Source organism: bacterium (assembly GCA_021159335.1).
GTDB lineage: Bacteria > UBP14 > UBA6098 > B30-G16 > B30-G16 > JAGGRZ01.
The window spans coordinates 1-17,232 of record JAGGRZ010000106.1 but is presented as its reverse complement, the minus strand read 5'-3'; the positions used below and the strand labels follow the sequence as shown (position 1 = coordinate 17,232).

The following is a 17,232-nucleotide window of genomic DNA, read 5'->3' as shown; positions in this document are numbered from 1 at the left end:
GATGCTAAAACTTGAAGATGTATGGGTTAAAGTTGACGGTAGGCTGATAATAAAAGGTGCCAGCCTGAAAATAAATTGTGGTGAAACTCATGTCCTTTTCGGACCTAATGGCTCTGGCAAAACTACGCTCATTAAGGCAATAATGGGATTTCAGCGATATAAAGTTATCAAAGGGAAAATCTACTTTAAGGGCGAGGACATTACCGACCTTCCATTAAGTGAGCGCGCAAAGCTGGGGATAGGAATATCGTTTCAGGAAGCGCCTGCGATAACTGGTGTTAGGCTGGGACAATTGCTCGATGTTATTTCGAACAACAAAAACCATGATGAGTTAAAGCAATTTATCGATGGGCTGCGACTCGGTCAGCATATAAATCGTGAAGTTAATGTTGGTTTTTCTGGCGGTGAAAAGAAGCGTGCGGAGATACTTCAGCTCCTTGCCCAGGACCCCGACCTTGTGCTTCTTGACGAGCCCGAATCCGGTGTGGACATAGAAAACATCGAGTTGATAGGAAAGTTTATAAACAAGTTGCTCCAGAAAGACATTCCACAAAATGAGATGATACCTGATGGCAGAAAGAAGTGCGGGCTTATCATTACTCACACTGGTCACATACTCGATTATGTTACCGCTGACAAAGGGTATGTCATGCTTGCAGGCAAAATCGTTTGCTCTGGTAACCCCTGGGACCTTCTTAAACAAATAAGAAAAAACGGATTTGGAAGGTGTGAGGAGTGTTTTAGAATAGAGCTTGGAAAGGCGGGATATGGGCGAAAAAGTCAATAAAAAACTTTCCGATGTTGACCTTGAAAAACTTGAGCGGGTTGGGTTTGACCCCGCTGCCAAGGAAAGAACCGGCTCGTTTATGATAGTTAATGATGAGGTTGCTGAGTCCTCTTCAAAGTTTGAGGGGGTAGAGGTTTTAGGGCTTCCAGCAGCGCTTAAAAAGTACGATTGGGCGAAGGATTACCTCTGGTCTCTCGTCGAGCCCGAGAAAGATAAGTTCACAAAGTTTGTGAGGCAGCGTGAACGGGAAAAAGGGGTTGTAGGACAGTGGCTAAGGGTGAAGAAAGGAACAGTATCGAAAGAGCCGTTTCAGAGTTGCTTTTTTATAAAAATAGAGCGGTTTCTTCAGGCGATTCACAACATAATAATAGTTGAGGATGATGTTGAGTTTCACATTATAAGCGGTTGCGCGATAGCTTCTTACCTTAATGCAGGAATGCACATTGGTATAACTGAGATTTTTATTGGCAAGAACTCTACCCTTTCTTATACCATGATTCACGATTGGGCACCACAGGTTGAGGTTCGTCCGCGGACTGGTGTTAAAGTCGACGCTGGAAGCAAGTTTATATCTAACTACATATCTTTGAGGCAGACCAAAATGACTGAATCGTATCCTACTGCCTGGCTTATAGGTGAGGGAGCCTCTGCGAAGTTTTCCACGCTTATACTTTCCCCTGAGGGGTCGACATACGATTTGGGTTCACGCATATATCTTGCGGCGCCAAACACGAGCGGTGAGTCCATATCACGCAACATTTCAAAGGGTGGTGTTGCGATATCACGCGGACACATAATAGCTAATGCCCCAAATACTCGTGGGCACATAGAGTGCAATGGTTTGTTTCTTTCTGAAGGCGGCATGATTGATGCTATTCCTGAGCTTACAGCGAATGTTCCCGACACTGACCTTTCTCATGAGGCAGCTCTCGGGCGGATCGATGAGGAGAAGCTTGAGTATCTTATGGCGCGAGGACTATCTCGCGATGAGGCAACACAACTTATAATAAAAGGATTCCTCGACGTCGGTATTCTTGGTTTGCCGCCAAAGCTTGAGGAAGAGGTGAAGCGCAATATCGAGATAATGGAGCAGGCTGCATTGTAAAACGAGATAATTATGGGTTTTACGCGATAAATTTCTGCAAAACCATTTCCAGCCACAAAATTTTTGGTTAAATTTCCACTATGATAGACTTTGCATCGGAATTGAATGAGCAACAATTTGAGGGCGTTAGAGCTATTGATGGTCCAGTATTGGTTCTTGCGGGGGCTGGTTCGGGCAAGACGAGGATGTTGACTTACAAACTTGCCTATCTCGTTTATGAAGTTGGTGTTCCACCATATTCGATACTTGCCGTTACATTCACCAACAAGGCTGCGCGCGAGATGCGACAGCGAGTCGAGCAACTTCTTGGAATAAACCTTTCGAATGCCTGGGTGGGGACATTTCATTCCATGTGTGGGAAAATCCTTAGGAAAAGCGGGGAAGCAATAGGGATACCGAGGGATTTTGTTATCTATGATGCGGATGATTCCGTGCAACTGGTGAAAGAGGTGATAAGCGATTTTGGGCTCGACCCACGGAGCCTTGAACCTAAGAAAATTGCCCATGCTATAAGTGCTTTAAAGAGGAAGCTTATTTCACCCGATGAATTTCTCGAGAGAGCCAAAACGCCAGCAGAGCGCACCATCGCAAAAATTTATGCGCGCTACGACGAGCTTCTTAGAAAGGCTAAAGCAGTGGATTTTGACGATATGATTTTACTTGTGGTGAGAATGTTCCGAACACGAAATGAAATAAGGCAACGATATAGCGAGGAGTTCCAGTATATTCTCGTCGATGAGTTTCAGGACACTAATGAATCGCAATTCGCTTTTTTGAGGGAGTTAACAAGGACTCATCAAAACATTACTGTCGTTGGAGACGATGACCAATCTATATATTCGTGGCGAGGAGCGCAGTTAAGAAACATACTTGACTTTCCAAAGTATTACCCTGGCTGCAAGATAATCCGTCTTGAGAAAAATTATCGTTCCACAGCGCATATTCTTGAGACAGCGAGCGTTGTTATAGCGCACAACAGGATGCGCCATGCAAAAAGGCTTTATACTACTGCACCGGCTGGTGAGCGTGTGAAGCTTGTCCGTGCACCTGATGATTACGCTGAGGCACGCTATGTGGTTCAGAGAATTGTGGATTTAATGGATGAGGGGATTCCCGCAGGTGAGATAGCAGTGCTTTATCGTATTAATGCGCTTTCAAGGCTTTTTGAGCAGGAGTTAAGGCAACGCGGAATACCGTATGTAGTAGTAGGCGGCGTTGGATTTTACGAGCGCGCTGAAATAAAAGATATACTCGCTTACATAAGACTTTTGATAAACCCAGCAGACGATGTTTCACTTCGCAGGATAATAAACACTCCCCGCCGTGGCATAGGGGCAACTACTATTCAAGCTATAGCTGAGCTGGCGGAATCGGCGGGTGTATCCATGTATGAAGTTATTTCAAGCGGGGAACCATTGCCAATAAGACCCAAACAGCGAAAATCAATCGAAGCGTTCGTAGAGCTTATAGAGGACCTGAAAACAGACATAGACAGTGTTTTGCCGTCGGTTTTGATACAGGAAATTGTTGAGCGGACAGGCTATGTGAGGCAGTTGATGGAGGAGGATTCAATACAGGCGCGGGCAAGAATCGAGAACATAGGTCAGCTTGTCGCCGCTGCCCAGGAGTTTGAGTCGCAAAGTGATGAGCCTACGATACTAAACTTTCTTGGTTCCGTTACGCTTATGACCGATGTGGACCGCTGGAAAAAGGGCGAGGATGTCGTTAATTTAATGACCATCCATGCTGCTAAAGGCCTTGAGTTCGAGGCAGTGTTTGTAGTGGGGCTTGAGCTTGGGGTTTTTCCTCTCACGAGGGCACTTCAGGACGACGAACAACTTGAGGAGGAGAGACGGCTTTTTTATGTGGCTTTAACGAGGGCTAAGAGGTTTGCTACGGTTACCTACACGATTCAGCGGTCGCGTTTTGGTTCAGTTGAGGAGCTGGGTAGGTCGCCTTTTATCGACGAACTTCCTCAGGATAAACTTGATGTTGTAGACCTTGTTCCGGAAGGCTCAATTGTTTTCAGCAGCGTCGAATACTATCGCCCAAGGGAGGAGGTTTATGATACAGGGTATTCGCCGGGTATAGTTGTTTGGCATCCGTTCTTTGGTAAGGGGGTGGTTATGGAGGTTCGTGGAGCGGGTGAGAGAACGATAGTAACGGTTGATTTCCCGAATTTCGGGCGTAAAAAACTTGTGGCAAAATTCGCCAAGCTTAAAATAGTGAAGGAAGCGTAGGGAGGAGTATGACGAGAAAGCATAAATCATGGCGTGAAAAACTTCACGACAGCAAGGACCTGCCAAAGGTGGTGGAAATTCCCGAGAAAATGAAAGCGCGTGTTGGCGAGGGGACTATGGTTATTCCGGCACCTATTGAGGTTGACGAAATAATGCGAAAAGTACCTAAAGGAAAACTCATTACTGTTGCAGAGATACGCAGATTTCTTGCGAAAAAGCACGGTGCCACCATTGGTTGTCCGCTAACAACCGGGATATTCATTAACATAGCCGCCAATGCAGCTGAGGAGTCTCGTGAAGCTGGAGAAACCGAGATAACACCCTACTGGCGAACGCTTAAAGCCAAGGGTGAACTTAATCCCAAGTTTCCCGGTGGTGTCGAGCGACATAGGCGACTGCTTGAAGCTGAGGGACACACGGTGATTAGGCGTGGTAAAAAGTATTTTGTGGCTGATTATGAAGCACATTTGGTATCCGAGGATGAAATTCTTGGACGGTAAGAGAAGCACGAAATGTATTGATAGCTTAGTGAGGTAGAGCTGATATTATATTTTTACAAAAACTTTTCGATGATTTTTCTGAGCGCTTTAGCTTTGTCTGTCTCGTCAAGTTTTGCTTTTTCGATTGCCTCTTTTAGTATTTGAATTGAGCGGTCATAAACTTTGCGATTAACTGGATATGGATGTCCATCCTTGCCACCATGAGCGAACGAATATCTTGCCGGGTCCTCAAACGATGGTGGTTTACCAAGAAGCAGCTCGGATAGCAGTGCCAGTGCTCTTATCGTTGCTGGTCCCACTCCTCGCAGTGAAACGAGTTTTTCATAATTTTCTGGATTCTCCTCGTGGATTTTATGGAATATTTTTTCGAGTTTTTCAGCGTTTACATCCAGAAGGGAGACATAATGTCGTCGCGGAAGGGTTAGCTTTCTTTCCGGGAGTGTTTTCGTTTCGTTGCTAAAAAGCGAAAGTTGCATGCCATATGGTTTTTCCTCAAAAATTCGCGATGCTGATTTTAGCTCTTTAACGAGTGATTCGGGCGGCTCTTTTGTTAGCATGACCGAGCCATTTCTTGCCGGTGCTGACTTTTTGGCGGTCATATCGAGCGCATCACCTACCGCCTCAGCTGCTATTGCCTCGTGTGGTTCCTCGACAAAACTTTTTAGAGAAAATGAAAGCCAGTGGTATCGCCTCGCGAAAGCGTTTTCTTCGTTCATGCCCTGCTGGATCACTGCCCATTCTCCTTGCGGTGTGAAGACCATCGTGTGATGATAAAGCTGGTATCCATCCTGTAGCACTGCGCTGTCAACTTTTGCTGCCATTCTGCTTGCATAGATGAGGCTGTCAGCTTCAAATCCCAGTTTGTCGGCATATGTTGCTATTTCAAGCGGTGTCTTTCTCGATGTGGCACCTTTGCCACCCACAACTATTATCCCAAGGTCTCGCTCAGTTCCTTTAAGCGCTACTTTCAGCGCGCCCATAACGGTAGTTGTTACGCCTGACGAATGCCAATCGAAACCGAGGACGCATCCGAATGCCTGGAACCAGAATGGGTCGGACAGCCGTCTGAGAACCTCTTTTGGACCGTAAAGGATTACCATGGACTCGATTATGGCTCTTGAGAGTTTGACCATTCTCTCAAAAAGCCATCTTGGTGCCTTTCCCCCGTGAAGTGGTAATTTTGCCGTTCCGGTGCGTTTCATTTCTATTAAAAAATTTTAATTCTTATTATTAAAATGAGAATTTTTTCTTGAAAATCAATGGAATTTGAATATTTTTTAATAAAGGTAAAAACAGGGGGTGAGCAATGAGGAAGATTTGTGTTGTTGCTTTGTTGATGCTTTTTATTGTTGGCATTGCGTTTTCCGACACAGTTACCGTTCAGGGGGATGCTTATCTTGAGGGCTCAACGAATCATGCAGGAATAAAGGTTTTGTTCAGGCGAATCGCGCCTTTTGCTTTCGTTGACTCGACCACGACCAATTCTTCTGGGCATTATACAAAACAAATTCCTAAGGGTGTATATAATATTGTATTTTCTAAAGTTGGTTACAGAACGGATTCTATTTCTTCGCGGTCGATATATAGTTCACTAACACTGCCAAATATAACGCTTCGATATGTAGGTTTGTCCGGCAACATCAGCGGAATTATAGGTCCGGGCATATACAGGGTTGGCAGCACTATAATTGTTCCTCGTGGTGAGACTCTTATTGTGAGACCCGGAACCAGATTCGAGTTTGCCAATGGTTCAGGGTTGATAGTTTACGGTACGCTTATAGCTGAAGGATTGTGGTCTAATAAGATCTTTTTCTTAAGCGATTCTGCTTCAGCAGGCTGGGGAGGCATATCATTTAACGAAGCTGAAGATTGTATTCTCTATAATTGTATTATAACCGATGTTAATGGGATGGCTATAACAATGCATTACACAGATAATTTAACGATAGACAAATGCGAAATCTTATATAATAGAGGTGGTATCAGAATATCCGAAAGTTATAATGTTTTAGTTGCGAGGACGAAAATTGTACATAACACTGGTACGGTGATTGATGCCGGTGTCCACACGGGAGTGATATTCAGAAGGTGTTTGATAGCATACAATGAGGTTCCATATTCCGCTGAAGGAAACGTAATTGTAGCAAACTATTCTACTACAATAGAAAATTGTATAATCGTAAGAAACAAAAGTCGTCTCGGAGCTTGTGTATTTATAGGCAATGGGGCCAAGCTTATTAATAGCGTTATAGCATTTAATGATGTAGAGATTGCTATAAAGAACTTTGTTAGCGACACATCCCTTGATTATCCGGCAATCATAAATTCGATAATCGCATACAACACACACTGGGGCGCATGGGGGAACATTAGACCCTATTACTGCGATTTCTGGCAAAACGGCTCAGGTAATTTCTTCGACTTGCCATCGTGGATTGGCACCAATGTTACAGTTAATGCTAACGGTGATTCGTGCGACGCGTTATATAACATTCAACTCGACCCTATGTTTGTCGATACTTCTATTAATGATTTCCATCTTCTGCCAACCAGCCCTTGTATAGATGCTGGTGCCGAGTATATTGTTTTGTTGTCGGGCGATACAATCTGGTCTCCCGATGAGGATTACGCTGGCGGTCGTAGGCCAGCGCACGCTACATGGGACATTGGAGTCTACGAGTATGGCGCAGCAGGTATTGAGGAATCATATGTAAAGCCATCCGAATTTGAGTTGGCAGTTTATCCCAATCCATTCAATTCATCCTGTGTGATATATGCTCCATCAAATGCGGTGGTCGAGATTTACAATCTTAATGGAAAGCTGGTGCATAGAGCAAGTACCACAACTGGAAAGTATGTTTGGAATCCTCACGAAAATGTGTCGAGTGGCGTGTACATCGTTAGGGCTTTCACGAAAGGTAGAATGCTTACCACAAGGGCTGTGCTCATAAAGTAGACGGTTTTTTGGCTTAATAAGCTTACAGGACGATTTTCGCTGGTCGCACGAGATATGTATTTCCATCCCATTTTTCCATTAGTGCGTTTAGTGCTTTTGTGCTATCTCTAAAAATCCCGAAGTATGCGGAGCCGCTGCCCGTTATCGAGGCATAGTCTGCTCCAAATGATTTTAATCGGTCGATATCTTTAGCAATCGAGGGGAAATTGTTTCTTATTACTTGGATAAATGAATTGTCAAAGTTTGATAGGCTTTGCCAGAAGTTGTCTCCCTCAACGGATTTTTCGTCGAGCAATTCTTCCGGCGGTTGATGGTAGTTTGTTACATTCGAGTATGCCCATTTTGTATCGATGCGAATTTTTGGCACTATCAGAACCACGGAGTAATCGAGTGGTGGATTGACCTCCTTAACTATTTCACCCCTTCCCGAGATTATCGCCGAGCCATGCGTGAGGAAAAGCGGAACATCAGAGCCAACGGAGGCGCCTATTTCGCGAAGTTGTTCGAGGCTTAAGCCAAGATTAAATATTTTGTTCAGCCCGTAAAGCGCTATCGCAGCATTTGAGCTTCCGCTTCCGAGACCAGCACCGGCAGGTATCCTTTTTCGCACCACTATTTTTGCCGAAAGTTTCTTGCCAACATATTCGCTAAGTTTTTTAAGGGCTTTGTGAATCGTGCTCTCACTCGATATTTTCGTTCCGATGAATTCGATTTCTGTCCTATCCGAGCGTTCTATTTCCACCGTATCGACGAGGTCAACGACTTGAACCAGCGAGTAGATGTTGTGATAACCGTCCTCGCGACGACCGAGCACAAATAAAAACAAGTTTATTTTAGCCGGCGATTGTAATGAAATTCTGTTCATGCATTTAATCTAATAATTTTTAACAGTTTACCAAGCAAATTTGTATGGATTTGTCGTGTATAATTTGTATATTTATCTTAAACTTTTTTGGGAGGATAGCGATGAGAGCATTCCTTACGATTACGATCGTAGCGATAACTTCAATGCTTTTTGCGCAGCCGCTCGTAAGAGTGGATTTTGACGATTTTTCTAAAGTAGCGCGTTTTTACAACTTCGATGTAGCCTATGTTCGCGAGGGTGCTTATGTCGACATAATAGGTTGGGAAGATGACCTTGTGGAGCTCCTGAATTGCGGGGTAAGCTACAGGATAATAATAGATGATTTGCCCGAATATTACGCATCTCGGCTCGATTTAAGTCTTCCTATGGGCGGTTATCCCACTCTGAGCGAGATTTTAGCCACCATAGATACTCTTCATACCATGTTCCCTTCGCTTGTTTCAGTAAAGGAAAGTCTTGCCACCGGCTGGATGGGCAATGTTGTTTACGCCATAAAAATCTCGGATAGCGTTTCCGTTGACGAGGATGAACCCGAGGTCCTTTATGATGCGACTATTCATGCGAGAGAGGTTATAACGCCGCTCTCGCTTTTACATTTTATAAATTTCCTTCTCAACGGCTACGGCACAGACCCTATAGCTACTTATCTTGTAAACAACCGGGAGCTTTGGTTCATACTGGTTTTGAACCCAGATGGCTATAGAATAAACGAGATGTTAAGACCCGGCGGTGGCGGGATGTGGCGTAAAAATGCCCGTGATAATAACCTAAACGGTGCTTTTGACACCGATTACGATGGCGTTGATCTCAATAGAAATTTCAACGACTGCTGGGGTGACACCACAGGTGCATCGCCAAATCCAGCATCACAAACATATTTCGGACCCGCACCTTTCTCCGAACCAGAATCGAGAGGATTCAAAAATTTTGTCTTAAGCCACAATTTCAGAACTCACATGAACTTTCATAGCTTCTCAAATCTATATCTTTTCCCATGGGGACATACTCTTTCTCATTGCCCCGACCATAACTACTTCATGCTTTACACATCGTGGATGGTGGAAAGAAACTTGTATATAAATGGCAACAGTTCCGCCACTATATACATAACCACAGGTGATGAGGTGGATTGGATGTATGATTCATGCGGAATATTCAGTGTTACGCCAGAAGTGGGCGGTTGGCGTGATGGTTTTTGGCCTGATACTTCAAGGATAAGTTATCTTTGCCAGTCCCAGCTTATGCCACAGATTATTAACGCTCTCATCGCTGGTTATGCACCGCGGGCTGTGGATTTCCGAATTTCCGTTGTTTCAGGCGACGGCGACAGTTTTCCCGATGTGGGCGAACTCGTTGAATTGACGGTAAAAATAGTTAATTACGGGCTTGATACCGCCACCGATTTTGATGTGCTTGTTAGACCCATAAGCTCAGGAATACTTCTGGTGGACTCTGTTGAACACTTCAGTGCAGAGTTGAATCCAAAGGGTGACACAGCGTGGATTGGTGGCATAAGGTTTTCGTTGATTCCACCGCTATCTCCCGGGCAATGGGCAAGATTTGTGTTGATCGTGAAAGATGATCAAGGATATTTCCTTCCCGATACATTCAGTTTTCTCGTTGGGACGCCTGTTCCTATTTACACTGAGGATTTCGACGACACGCTTGTTGGCTGGTCGCTTGATGGGGACTGGGAGGTAGGCCCGACTTCCATTCCGGAACCGATAAGCCCACCAAATTTACTTGCCACCAGGCTCGCATATGGGTATTCGGATAGCATGCTTTCGATGGCTGTAACACCGGTGTTTTATATTGCTGATTCGTTGTATCGTCCAACAATGATGTTCTGGCATTGGTACTCCATAGAAGGCCGTGGTGATGACTGGTTTGACGGTGCTCAGGTTCGAGTGAAAACTACCGATGACTCTACTTGGTCAATTATCACGCCAACTACATCCTATCCGGGAAATATTTTGCCCACAAACCCGTTCCTTGGAGGTCGGCCCGGATTCTGTGGAAGGAAGCGTAAGTGGGAGCTTCTTACATTTGACCTGTCGTCGTTCCGCGGTGATAGCGTGCAATTCGCTTTTCTGCTCGGTACTGACCGATATGTCTCTTATCGCGGTTGGTATATAGATAACTTCGCTGTGGTTGACTTCGCCCCAGAAACCACAAAAGCAGTGGAGTTCAGCTCTATTTTGCCTAAAATATCATTAGCAGTGTACCCAAATCCATTCAATTCGCATTGCGTGATAACACTAAAAGGAAATGCTGACCGTGATGTGCCTATCGAAATTTTCGATGTCGCTGGAAAATCTGTGGGCAAATTGGTTATTCCTAAAGGTGCATCCTCGATATTGTGGTCACCGGGTGATTTGCCATCAGGTATTTACTTTGTTAGGACATTAGTTCACGATTTGTTGATTACGAGGAGGGTTGTTATGGTTAGATGATTTCGCAAATCATGTGTTGCGTATATTGGCTCTGAATATTTATTTAAATTTATGAGAATATGCGTTATAATACCTGCCTACAACGCTGGTGAGACCATAAATGAAGCGCTTGAGAGAGTAAGAAAAACCAACAATACCGCTGACATAATAGTGGTTGATGATGGCTCTAATGATGATACAGCTGAAAAAGCTAAGGCTTTTGGTGCTGTTGTTTTAACTCATCCAAGAAATTTTGGCAAGGGTGCTGCTTTAAAAACCGCTTTCGAATACTGTCTTAAAAACGGTTACGATGTTTTCGTTACGCTCGACGCCGACCTTCAGCATCCTCCAGAAATGATAAACGATTTTATCGCAAAAATTGAAAGTGGATACGACCTTGTGGTAGGCAATAGACTTTACAACACTGATGGAATGCCATTTGAAAGGAAGATTAGCAATGCATGTTCTACTTTCATCGTGTCCCTGATGTCGGGAATCAAAGTTGAGGACAGTCAGTGTGGATACCGAGCAATAAAAAGATGGATACTCGAACGAGCAACACTTCTCAGTAGGAAATATGAGATCGAAAGCGAGCTTATTGTCGAGGCTGCGCGAATGGGCGCCAAAATAGCATTTATTAAAATCCCAACGATATACCGCGGAAAAAGTTACTTCCATCCTATCGTGGACACATTGCGTTTCTTTTGGTTTGTTTTAACATACTTCCCTAAAAGGTGGTTTCTGAAATGAACCAGGACCTAAAACATTTCTACGAAGTTCTGGGCAAGAACTATGTGGAGGAGAAGTTTGTTCATACGAGTGCCTGGGGACTTGCGCGGTTTAGATTCGTTACGAAAAACTTAATAAAAAAATTTGTTAACGGTGGCGTTTGGGCTGATGTGGGCTGTGGTGGCGGGGTTTATTTGCCAGAGTTGCTGAAAAGTGCGGACAAAGTTATAGCCATCGATATTTCATATCCTGTTATCATGAGGGCAATGCTTCGCGCACACGATTGTTATTTCTTAGTCGCTGATGCCTGCGCACTACCTTTGGGAAAGGGAGTTCTGGATGGTGTCTTTTCCAGTGAGGTGATAGAACATCTTCCTGGGTATGAGGGGTTTCTTTCTAATGTAGCGTATTCGATAAAAAAAGGCGGCAGAATAATAATAACATGTCCGAATTGGCATAAAAAACGACCATTCCGGGAGGAACCTGGGGTGCTTAGATTGTTTGGGATAGAAGATAGTTACATTCACACTGCCTACAAACCCGAGGAACTGGCTGGGATTGTTGAAAAGTTTGGTTTCAGGGTGATTGAGCGCGGTTCTTTCGAAAAAGAGTTGCGACTGTGGGGAAAGGTGTGGGACTTTTTATGGGGGATAATAGTTAATTTTACCGCATCAGTTGGGATGAGGAAGTTTACCATATTTTTGTATAGGTTGCAGTGTTTGCTGGGCGGGCTTATTTGGCGGATTGTGAATTTTTTGGGCTTAGCTTATGTAATGAGAAAGCTCTTTAGGAGAGGACCTCGAACATACATAGTAGCCGAAAAGGTTTAATCCTATGTCATCTGAGGCGAAAAAGTTGCTTGATGAGGTTGAGGATTTTTGCCGCAAGAAAGACTTGTTTGATGGTTATAAGGTGATTGTCGCGGCGGTTTCGGGGGGTGGCGACTCTGTTTTTATGTTGTGGGCGCTAAGAAGACTTGCGCGAAAGTTTGGATTCATGCTCAGGGCGGTTCATATTAATCACATGATACGCGGTGACGATGCGAACCAGGACGAGCTATTCGTTAGAAAGCTTTGTCGAACATGGAAAATACCGCTTGATGTATTCACGATTGATGTTCCTAAGAAAGCTGAGACTCTCCGACTCGGCATTGAGGAAGCTGCACGGTTGGTAAGACGAGAAATTTTTGAGGAGCAGGCATATAAATATGGTGCATTGGTAGCGCTCGCGCACACAGCTGATGACCAGGTAGAAACATTTGTTTTCAATCTTTTGCGGGGAAGTGGAATTAGGGGATTGGCCGGGATGAAGGTGAGGGCTGGGGTTGTTATTCGTCCGATAATGGTTCTTTGGCGTGAGGATATAAGAAGAGCACTTATAAAACTTGAGATACCGTGGCGCGAGGATTACTCGAATTGGGATATGAGATACACGCGCAATCGCATAAGGCATCGATTGATTCCGTTTATCATCGAGAATTTTGGAAAGGATTCTGTAAAGCACATATTCCGTGCGACTGAGATGCTCGATTTCACCCGTCGAGCGCTGGAGCGCGCTTTCGCGCGATACATAAACGAAGCATTTCTTGGGGAAGCGTGCGGCGTAATGGCTTTCAAAGCTTCATTGGCGCTTAGCGATGAATTCACATTCGGTGAGGTTCTGAGACAATCGCTTCCCAGACTTGGCGTAGGATTAAAAGGGTTCTCAATAGAAAGGGTGTCCCATGTTTTCTGGAGGATAATATCATCGAAAAGGGAGTATCCAATATATGGTGGTGCATTCGCTATGCGTGAGGGCAACTGTCTATTTATAGCCAAAACGAAGGTATATCAGCTGAAAACCGCCGAGGTTCCCATCGGGGGATTCGCAGACTTGGGATGTATAGGCAGAGTATCGGCAACCACAATTCCGCTGCCTGATGAGCCAAAGTCGGACAATCCGCTTGTTGCTACGATCGCTTATGATGGTTCTCCTATTTATGTTGCACCACATACTCCGGGTTTGCTTTTTCATCCGTTGGGCGGCAGCACTATGAAGGTCTCAAGTTTCGTTAAATCGCGTGGAGTGCCGCTCATATTCCGCAGGGCTGTGCCGCTCGTTTTCATTGGCGAAAGACTTGCGTGGGTTGCAGGTGTCGAGATCGCAGAACCATTCAAGTTGACCTCACGAACGAAAAATGTCGTGAAGCTTGAGTGGAGCGGCCTTTTCCCAGAGCTTTTCCTCAAAGCTTTGGCGGAAGCCAAAAAGGAGTTTAATCCGTATAAGTCAATAGGGTAAAATAAGGATACGCGCGTCATGATAGAACTATTGCTATATGTTATATTTGGTGTTCTTATAGCGATGTTTGTATCTTTGATACCTGCTCTTCACATTTACAATGTTCTCGGAATTTTCGTTCTCATTGCATTAGGGGCTGGTGGACTCATGCCTATGGAATTTTTACCTTATGTTTTTATGGCCATGGTGGTTACATATGCCATAATGAACACCCTTACTGCTGTGTTTCTTTCTGCGCCGGATGAGAGCATGATTTTCGTCCTGATGCCGGGACACAAAGCGCTACTTCGTGGAAGAGCGTATGAGGTCACTATGATGACCGCTGCTGGTTCGATAATGGGCATTCTTCTTCTCCTTCTTCTTGCACCTTTTGCCACATCCATTCTACCGGCTATAAGAAAACTGGTATCCCCGCACTTGCATTGGATAATAGGGCTTATGGGTGTTTACATAATAATGTCAGAGTGGCCCAAAACACATGAGCGTTATCCCCCGGGGTGGCGCAGATTTTTAGCTGCCTGGCGCTCACCTGCTGCTGGGCTTTTGACATTTTTGCTTTCCGGATTTCTCGGACTCATAGTTTTCAACAAAAACATCCTTCCACTTGGCACATCATTTCAGGCTCTGGCGCCCGTTTTCATAGGTCTTTTCGCAGTGCCGAGCATTATAATAAATCTTTTCGCCAAAGCTAAAATTCCTGCACAAAAGATAGCTTACTCTCTCGATTTTACGCCCGACATAGCGGTTCGGTCGGCCATAGCGGGAGGTCTTGGTGGGCTTATGGCAGCTACTTTTCCGATAATAACCGCTGGGATGGGAGCGTTAGTCGCTGGTCAGGCAACCGCTCAGCAGGACGAAAGAGTATTTATCATGTCACAAGGCGTATCAAAAGTGGTTTATTATGTTGGCGCGTTCCTGTTTTTCTTTATACCGTACTCAGGACTTGGCAAGGGCGGGCTCGTATTAATCATATCACCTTTTTTCCGCTCTTTGAGCATCAATCAGTTCATTACAGCTCTTGCCGTTATGATGATTTCTGCTGGACTTGCTTTTATAGCATTAACTTATATCGCTAAATTGTTTGCAATTTTTATTCACAAAATTAATTATAAATTAATATCTGCTATAACTTTGGTGATTTTAGTTAGTATAGTTTTTGTTATCGGTAAAATGGCCGGAGTTTTTCTTATGATTGTAGCTACGGGTATAGGTTTGATACCCGTTCTCTATGGTGCGCGACGGCTTAATTGTCTTGGAGTTTTGCTTTTGCCCATATCGCTCAACATGGCGGGAATAGGTCCAAAGATAGCTCATTTTTTAGGCATAATATAAATATTAAAATAAGGAGAGTTGATTATGAGATGGAAAATCGCTTTATTAATCATCATTTTTGTGGCATCATCTGCATGGGCTGGCAAGTATGTCGCAGAGTTTCTTGAGATAGGTTCTGGGGTGCGCGCCGCCGGAATGGGAAACGCTTTTATAGCCATTAACGATGACCCCTCCGCTTTGTGGTGGAATCCAGCTTCGCTTGGATGGATAAAGACACCGCAGGTTTACGCTATGCACGCTTTGCTATACGACCAAATGTACCTTCTCGATGCTTTCGCCTCAAGGTTTAAAGTTAGCAAGCTTTCTTTCGGGATTTCGTTAATAAGGCTTTCAACTGACCGCATACCATTCACCCGCGATGACGGTTATTTCGATTACGGTGTTGATGGCATTCCTGGAACAGGAGATCAGGGCGAGGGCAACGGCGTTTGGGACCCTGGCGAACCTGTGGATCCCTCCGCTATAGAGCTTAGAAGCGAGGCTGATTATGCTGGCTGGTTGGGCATTGCGGTAAGGCTGTCTAAAAAGTTGGCGCTTGGAGCCAATCTTAAGATAATAAGGCAGGACATAGGTGGTTATACTAATTTAGGCTATGGCAGTGATTTGGGAGCAATGTATGAAGGCAAGAATTACAGGCTTGCCATTTCTCTTCTCGACTTTCCTGGAACGAGGCTAAAATGGTCCACGAATTTCGTTGAGAATAAACTTCCCACTGCGAGGATAGGTGGACTTTATCAACGATCACTTTGGGGCAGGGGAATATCGGGCTTGGCAGCTTTCGACCTTGAGATGAAGTTTGAAGGTTACGAGGATGCCGTGCTCGGGAATATTGGCGATGTGAGCTTTGACCCTCATGTTGGGCTTGAAGTGTCATTTTGGAATGTTTTTTATCTTCGCGGTGGGCTTGACAGACGAGATCTTTCCGCAGGTGCCGGTATAAGGCTTGGTTTAGTGAGAATCGATTATGCTTTTGTAGCGTCATCGATAGATAACGTTCACAGGATTGGATTGACCGTTAATTTTCCAACCAAGAAACCACCAAGAGCTCAATCGCCGACAAAGTAAATCGAGAGAAAATGTCGGCTTAACTTCGCTATTATGGTCAGAATGGGAGGGAAGTTATGGGCGAAAAAATGAGAATAAATATTAATGGAGTTGATTTGGTTGCCGTGGAAGGTGATATAACGAAGGAGGATGTTGATGCTGTAGTTAACGCAGCGAACTCGATGCTCGCTCATGGCGGTGGAGTAGCAGGAGCAATAGCAAAGGCGGGTGGCACAACCATAATATCCGAATCTCGCGAATGGGTGAAAAGAAACGGACCGGTTCCAGTTGGCAATGTTGCGGTGACTTCGGGTGGAAATCTGCCGGCAAGATATGTTATCCATGCTGTGGGACCGAGATGGGGCGAGGGTGACGAAGAGCAGAAGCTGAGAAATGCTGTTAAAAACGCCTTGACCAGGGCTGAAAGTCTTGGATGTCGCTCGATATCGATGCCTGCGATAAGCACGGGCATTTTTGGCTATCCTAAGGAAGAAGGGGTTAGCGTCATTGTTGATGAGGTAATAAAATTTACCAGAGTCGCGAAAAACATAGAGGAAATCAGGTTTGTAAGCATAGACAGACCGACTGCTGAACTTTTTGCCAAGGAACTCGGAAAATGGAAAAAAATTTAGACTGGAAAAGACGATTGATTTACTCGTTTTTGATATCTTTTGCTCAAATGCTTTTTAACAAAATTCCGCTCGATACCGGAAATTTGACGATACACATACCGCTTATAAGGTTTTTCCGCGACCCAACACTATTTATGGGCGACCCCATATATACTAAATTAAAATTTTATATGTCATATTTTTTCCGTTTTGTATCATTCCTTAATATTCCTGATAATATGATTTATCCTTTCATCATAATAGGTTTTCTTATATTTGAAACCGCTATTATATATTCTTTGATGTTGATATGGAAAAGATTGGGGTTTTCACAAAAGATAGTAATTTGGTAAG

Annotated in this window: 15 protein-coding genes; 13 read left to right on the top strand and 2 right to left on the bottom strand. The window is 44.4% G+C overall.

Going from position 1 to position 17,232, the window contains the following annotated elements; all coding sequences use genetic code 11:
* Window position 1: 1 nt before the first annotated feature.
* From J7J62_06005 to J7J62_05990, 4 genes are all read left to right on the top strand, one after another.
* Window positions 2-787 carry an ABC transporter ATP-binding protein gene (locus J7J62_06005; GenBank protein ID MCD6124707.1) on the top strand — a complete coding sequence of 262 codons (786 nt, stop codon included), beginning with the start codon at window positions 2-4 and terminating at the stop codon, window positions 785-787.
* Window positions 768-1,892, top strand: coding sequence for a SufD family Fe-S cluster assembly protein (locus J7J62_06000; GenBank protein MCD6124706.1), 1,125 nt, complete (start codon window positions 768-770; stop codon window positions 1,890-1,892). The genes J7J62_06005 and J7J62_06000 overlap by 20 nt, the downstream gene beginning before the upstream one ends.
* Window positions 1,893-1,972: 80 nt before the next feature.
* A complete protein-coding gene (locus J7J62_05995; protein ID MCD6124705.1) occupies window positions 1,973-4,132 on the top strand; it encodes a UvrD-helicase domain-containing protein in 2,160 nt (719 codons plus the stop codon).
* 8 nt (window positions 4,133-4,140) lie between these two features.
* On the top strand, window positions 4,141-4,632 hold the full coding sequence (locus J7J62_05990; protein ID MCD6124704.1) for an MGMT family protein: 492 nt from the start codon (window positions 4,141-4,143) through the stop codon (window positions 4,630-4,632).
* A 53-nt stretch (window positions 4,633-4,685) separates the two neighbouring features.
* Here the strand turns inward: J7J62_05990 and J7J62_05985 are convergent, their stop codons facing one another.
* Window positions 4,686-5,834: a DUF763 domain-containing protein gene (locus J7J62_05985; protein MCD6124703.1), complete on the bottom strand. Its 1,149-nt coding sequence runs from the start codon at window positions 5,832-5,834 to the stop codon at window positions 4,686-4,688.
* Window positions 5,835-5,938: 104 nt separating this feature from the next.
* Here J7J62_05985 and J7J62_05980 point away from each other — a divergent pair, with 104 nt between their 5' ends.
* Window positions 5,939-7,588 carry a right-handed parallel beta-helix repeat-containing protein gene (locus tag J7J62_05980; protein MCD6124702.1) on the top strand — a complete coding sequence of 550 codons (1,650 nt, stop codon included), beginning with the start codon at window positions 5,939-5,941 and terminating at the stop codon, window positions 7,586-7,588.
* A gap of 22 nt (window positions 7,589-7,610) precedes the next feature.
* Here J7J62_05980 and ispE read toward each other — a convergent pair whose 3' ends face one another.
* Complete coding sequence (ispE, locus tag J7J62_05975; protein MCD6124701.1) at window positions 7,611-8,453, bottom strand: 4-(cytidine 5'-diphospho)-2-C-methyl-D-erythritol kinase; 843 nt, start codon at window positions 8,451-8,453, stop codon at window positions 7,611-7,613.
* 101 nt (window positions 8,454-8,554) lie between these two features.
* On the opposite strand from ispE, the gene J7J62_05970 reads away from it, so the two are divergent.
* From J7J62_05970 to J7J62_05935, 8 genes are all read left to right on the top strand, one after another.
* On the top strand, window positions 8,555-10,906 hold the full coding sequence (locus J7J62_05970) for a T9SS type A sorting domain-containing protein (protein ID MCD6124700.1): 2,352 nt from the start codon (window positions 8,555-8,557) through the stop codon (window positions 10,904-10,906).
* 51 nt (window positions 10,907-10,957) lie between these two features.
* A complete protein-coding gene (locus J7J62_05965; GenBank protein ID MCD6124699.1) occupies window positions 10,958-11,635 on the top strand; it encodes a glycosyltransferase family 2 protein in 678 nt (225 codons plus the stop codon).
* A complete protein-coding gene (locus tag J7J62_05960) occupies window positions 11,632-12,444 on the top strand; it encodes a class I SAM-dependent methyltransferase (GenBank protein ID MCD6124698.1) in 813 nt (270 codons plus the stop codon). The genes J7J62_05965 and J7J62_05960 overlap by 4 nt, the downstream gene beginning before the upstream one ends.
* A gap of 4 nt (window positions 12,445-12,448) precedes the next feature.
* Window positions 12,449-13,891 carry a tRNA lysidine(34) synthetase TilS gene (gene tilS / locus J7J62_05955; GenBank protein ID MCD6124697.1) on the top strand — a complete coding sequence of 481 codons (1,443 nt, stop codon included), beginning with the start codon at window positions 12,449-12,451 and terminating at the stop codon, window positions 13,889-13,891.
* Between the two features lie 18 nt (window positions 13,892-13,909).
* The gene (locus J7J62_05950; protein MCD6124696.1) at window positions 13,910-15,223 is read left to right on the top strand and encodes a tripartite tricarboxylate transporter permease; all 1,314 of its coding nucleotides are present in this window, start codon (window positions 13,910-13,912) and stop codon (window positions 15,221-15,223) included.
* A gap of 24 nt (window positions 15,224-15,247) precedes the next feature.
* Window positions 15,248-16,288 carry a hypothetical protein gene (locus J7J62_05945; protein ID MCD6124695.1) on the top strand — a complete coding sequence of 347 codons (1,041 nt, stop codon included), beginning with the start codon at window positions 15,248-15,250 and terminating at the stop codon, window positions 16,286-16,288.
* Window positions 16,289-16,356: 68 nt separating this feature from the next.
* Window positions 16,357-16,899 (top strand): macro domain-containing protein, encoded by a 543-nt coding sequence (locus J7J62_05940; GenBank protein ID MCD6124694.1) that lies wholly within the window; start codon window positions 16,357-16,359, stop codon window positions 16,897-16,899.
* Window positions 16,884-17,231 (top strand): hypothetical protein, encoded by a 348-nt coding sequence (locus J7J62_05935; protein MCD6124693.1) that lies wholly within the window; start codon window positions 16,884-16,886, stop codon window positions 17,229-17,231. Before J7J62_05940 ends, J7J62_05935 begins: the two co-directional genes overlap by 16 nt.
* The last annotated feature ends 1 nt before the right edge of the window (window position 17,232 follow it).

Excerpts from the sequence above, each read along its gene's own strand:
- J7J62_06000 (MCD6124706.1), top strand. The coding sequence starts at position 768 with ATGGGCGAAAAAGTCAATAAAAAACTTTCCGATGTTGACCTTGAAAAA.
- J7J62_05970 (MCD6124700.1), top strand. The coding sequence starts at position 8,555 with ATGAGAGCATTCCTTACGATTACGATCGTAGCGATAACTTCAATGCTT.
- J7J62_05995 (MCD6124705.1), top strand. The coding sequence starts at position 1,973 with ATGATAGACTTTGCATCGGAATTGAATGAGCAACAATTTGAGGGCGTT.
- J7J62_05980 (MCD6124702.1), top strand. The coding sequence starts at position 5,939 with ATGAGGAAGATTTGTGTTGTTGCTTTGTTGATGCTTTTTATTGTTGGC.
- J7J62_06005 (MCD6124707.1), top strand. The coding sequence starts at position 2 with ATGCTAAAACTTGAAGATGTATGGGTTAAAGTTGACGGTAGGCTGATA.
- J7J62_05960 (MCD6124698.1), top strand. The coding sequence starts at position 11,632 with ATGAACCAGGACCTAAAACATTTCTACGAAGTTCTGGGCAAGAACTAT.
- J7J62_05940 (MCD6124694.1), top strand. The coding sequence starts at position 16,357 with ATGAGAATAAATATTAATGGAGTTGATTTGGTTGCCGTGGAAGGTGAT.
- J7J62_05965 (MCD6124699.1), top strand. The coding sequence starts at position 10,958 with ATGAGAATATGCGTTATAATACCTGCCTACAACGCTGGTGAGACCATA.
- J7J62_05950 (MCD6124696.1), top strand. The coding sequence starts at position 13,910 with ATGATAGAACTATTGCTATATGTTATATTTGGTGTTCTTATAGCGATG.
- J7J62_05935 (MCD6124693.1), top strand. The coding sequence starts at position 16,884 with ATGGAAAAAAATTTAGACTGGAAAAGACGATTGATTTACTCGTTTTTG.
- tilS (MCD6124697.1), top strand. The coding sequence starts at position 12,449 with ATGTCATCTGAGGCGAAAAAGTTGCTTGATGAGGTTGAGGATTTTTGC.
- J7J62_05985 (MCD6124703.1), bottom strand. The coding sequence starts at position 5,834 with ATGAAACGCACCGGAACGGCAAAATTACCACTTCACGGGGGAAAGGCA.
- J7J62_05990 (MCD6124704.1), top strand. The coding sequence starts at position 4,141 with ATGACGAGAAAGCATAAATCATGGCGTGAAAAACTTCACGACAGCAAG.
- J7J62_05945 (MCD6124695.1), top strand. The coding sequence starts at position 15,248 with ATGAGATGGAAAATCGCTTTATTAATCATCATTTTTGTGGCATCATCT.
- ispE (MCD6124701.1), bottom strand. The coding sequence starts at position 8,453 with ATGAACAGAATTTCATTACAATCGCCGGCTAAAATAAACTTGTTTTTA.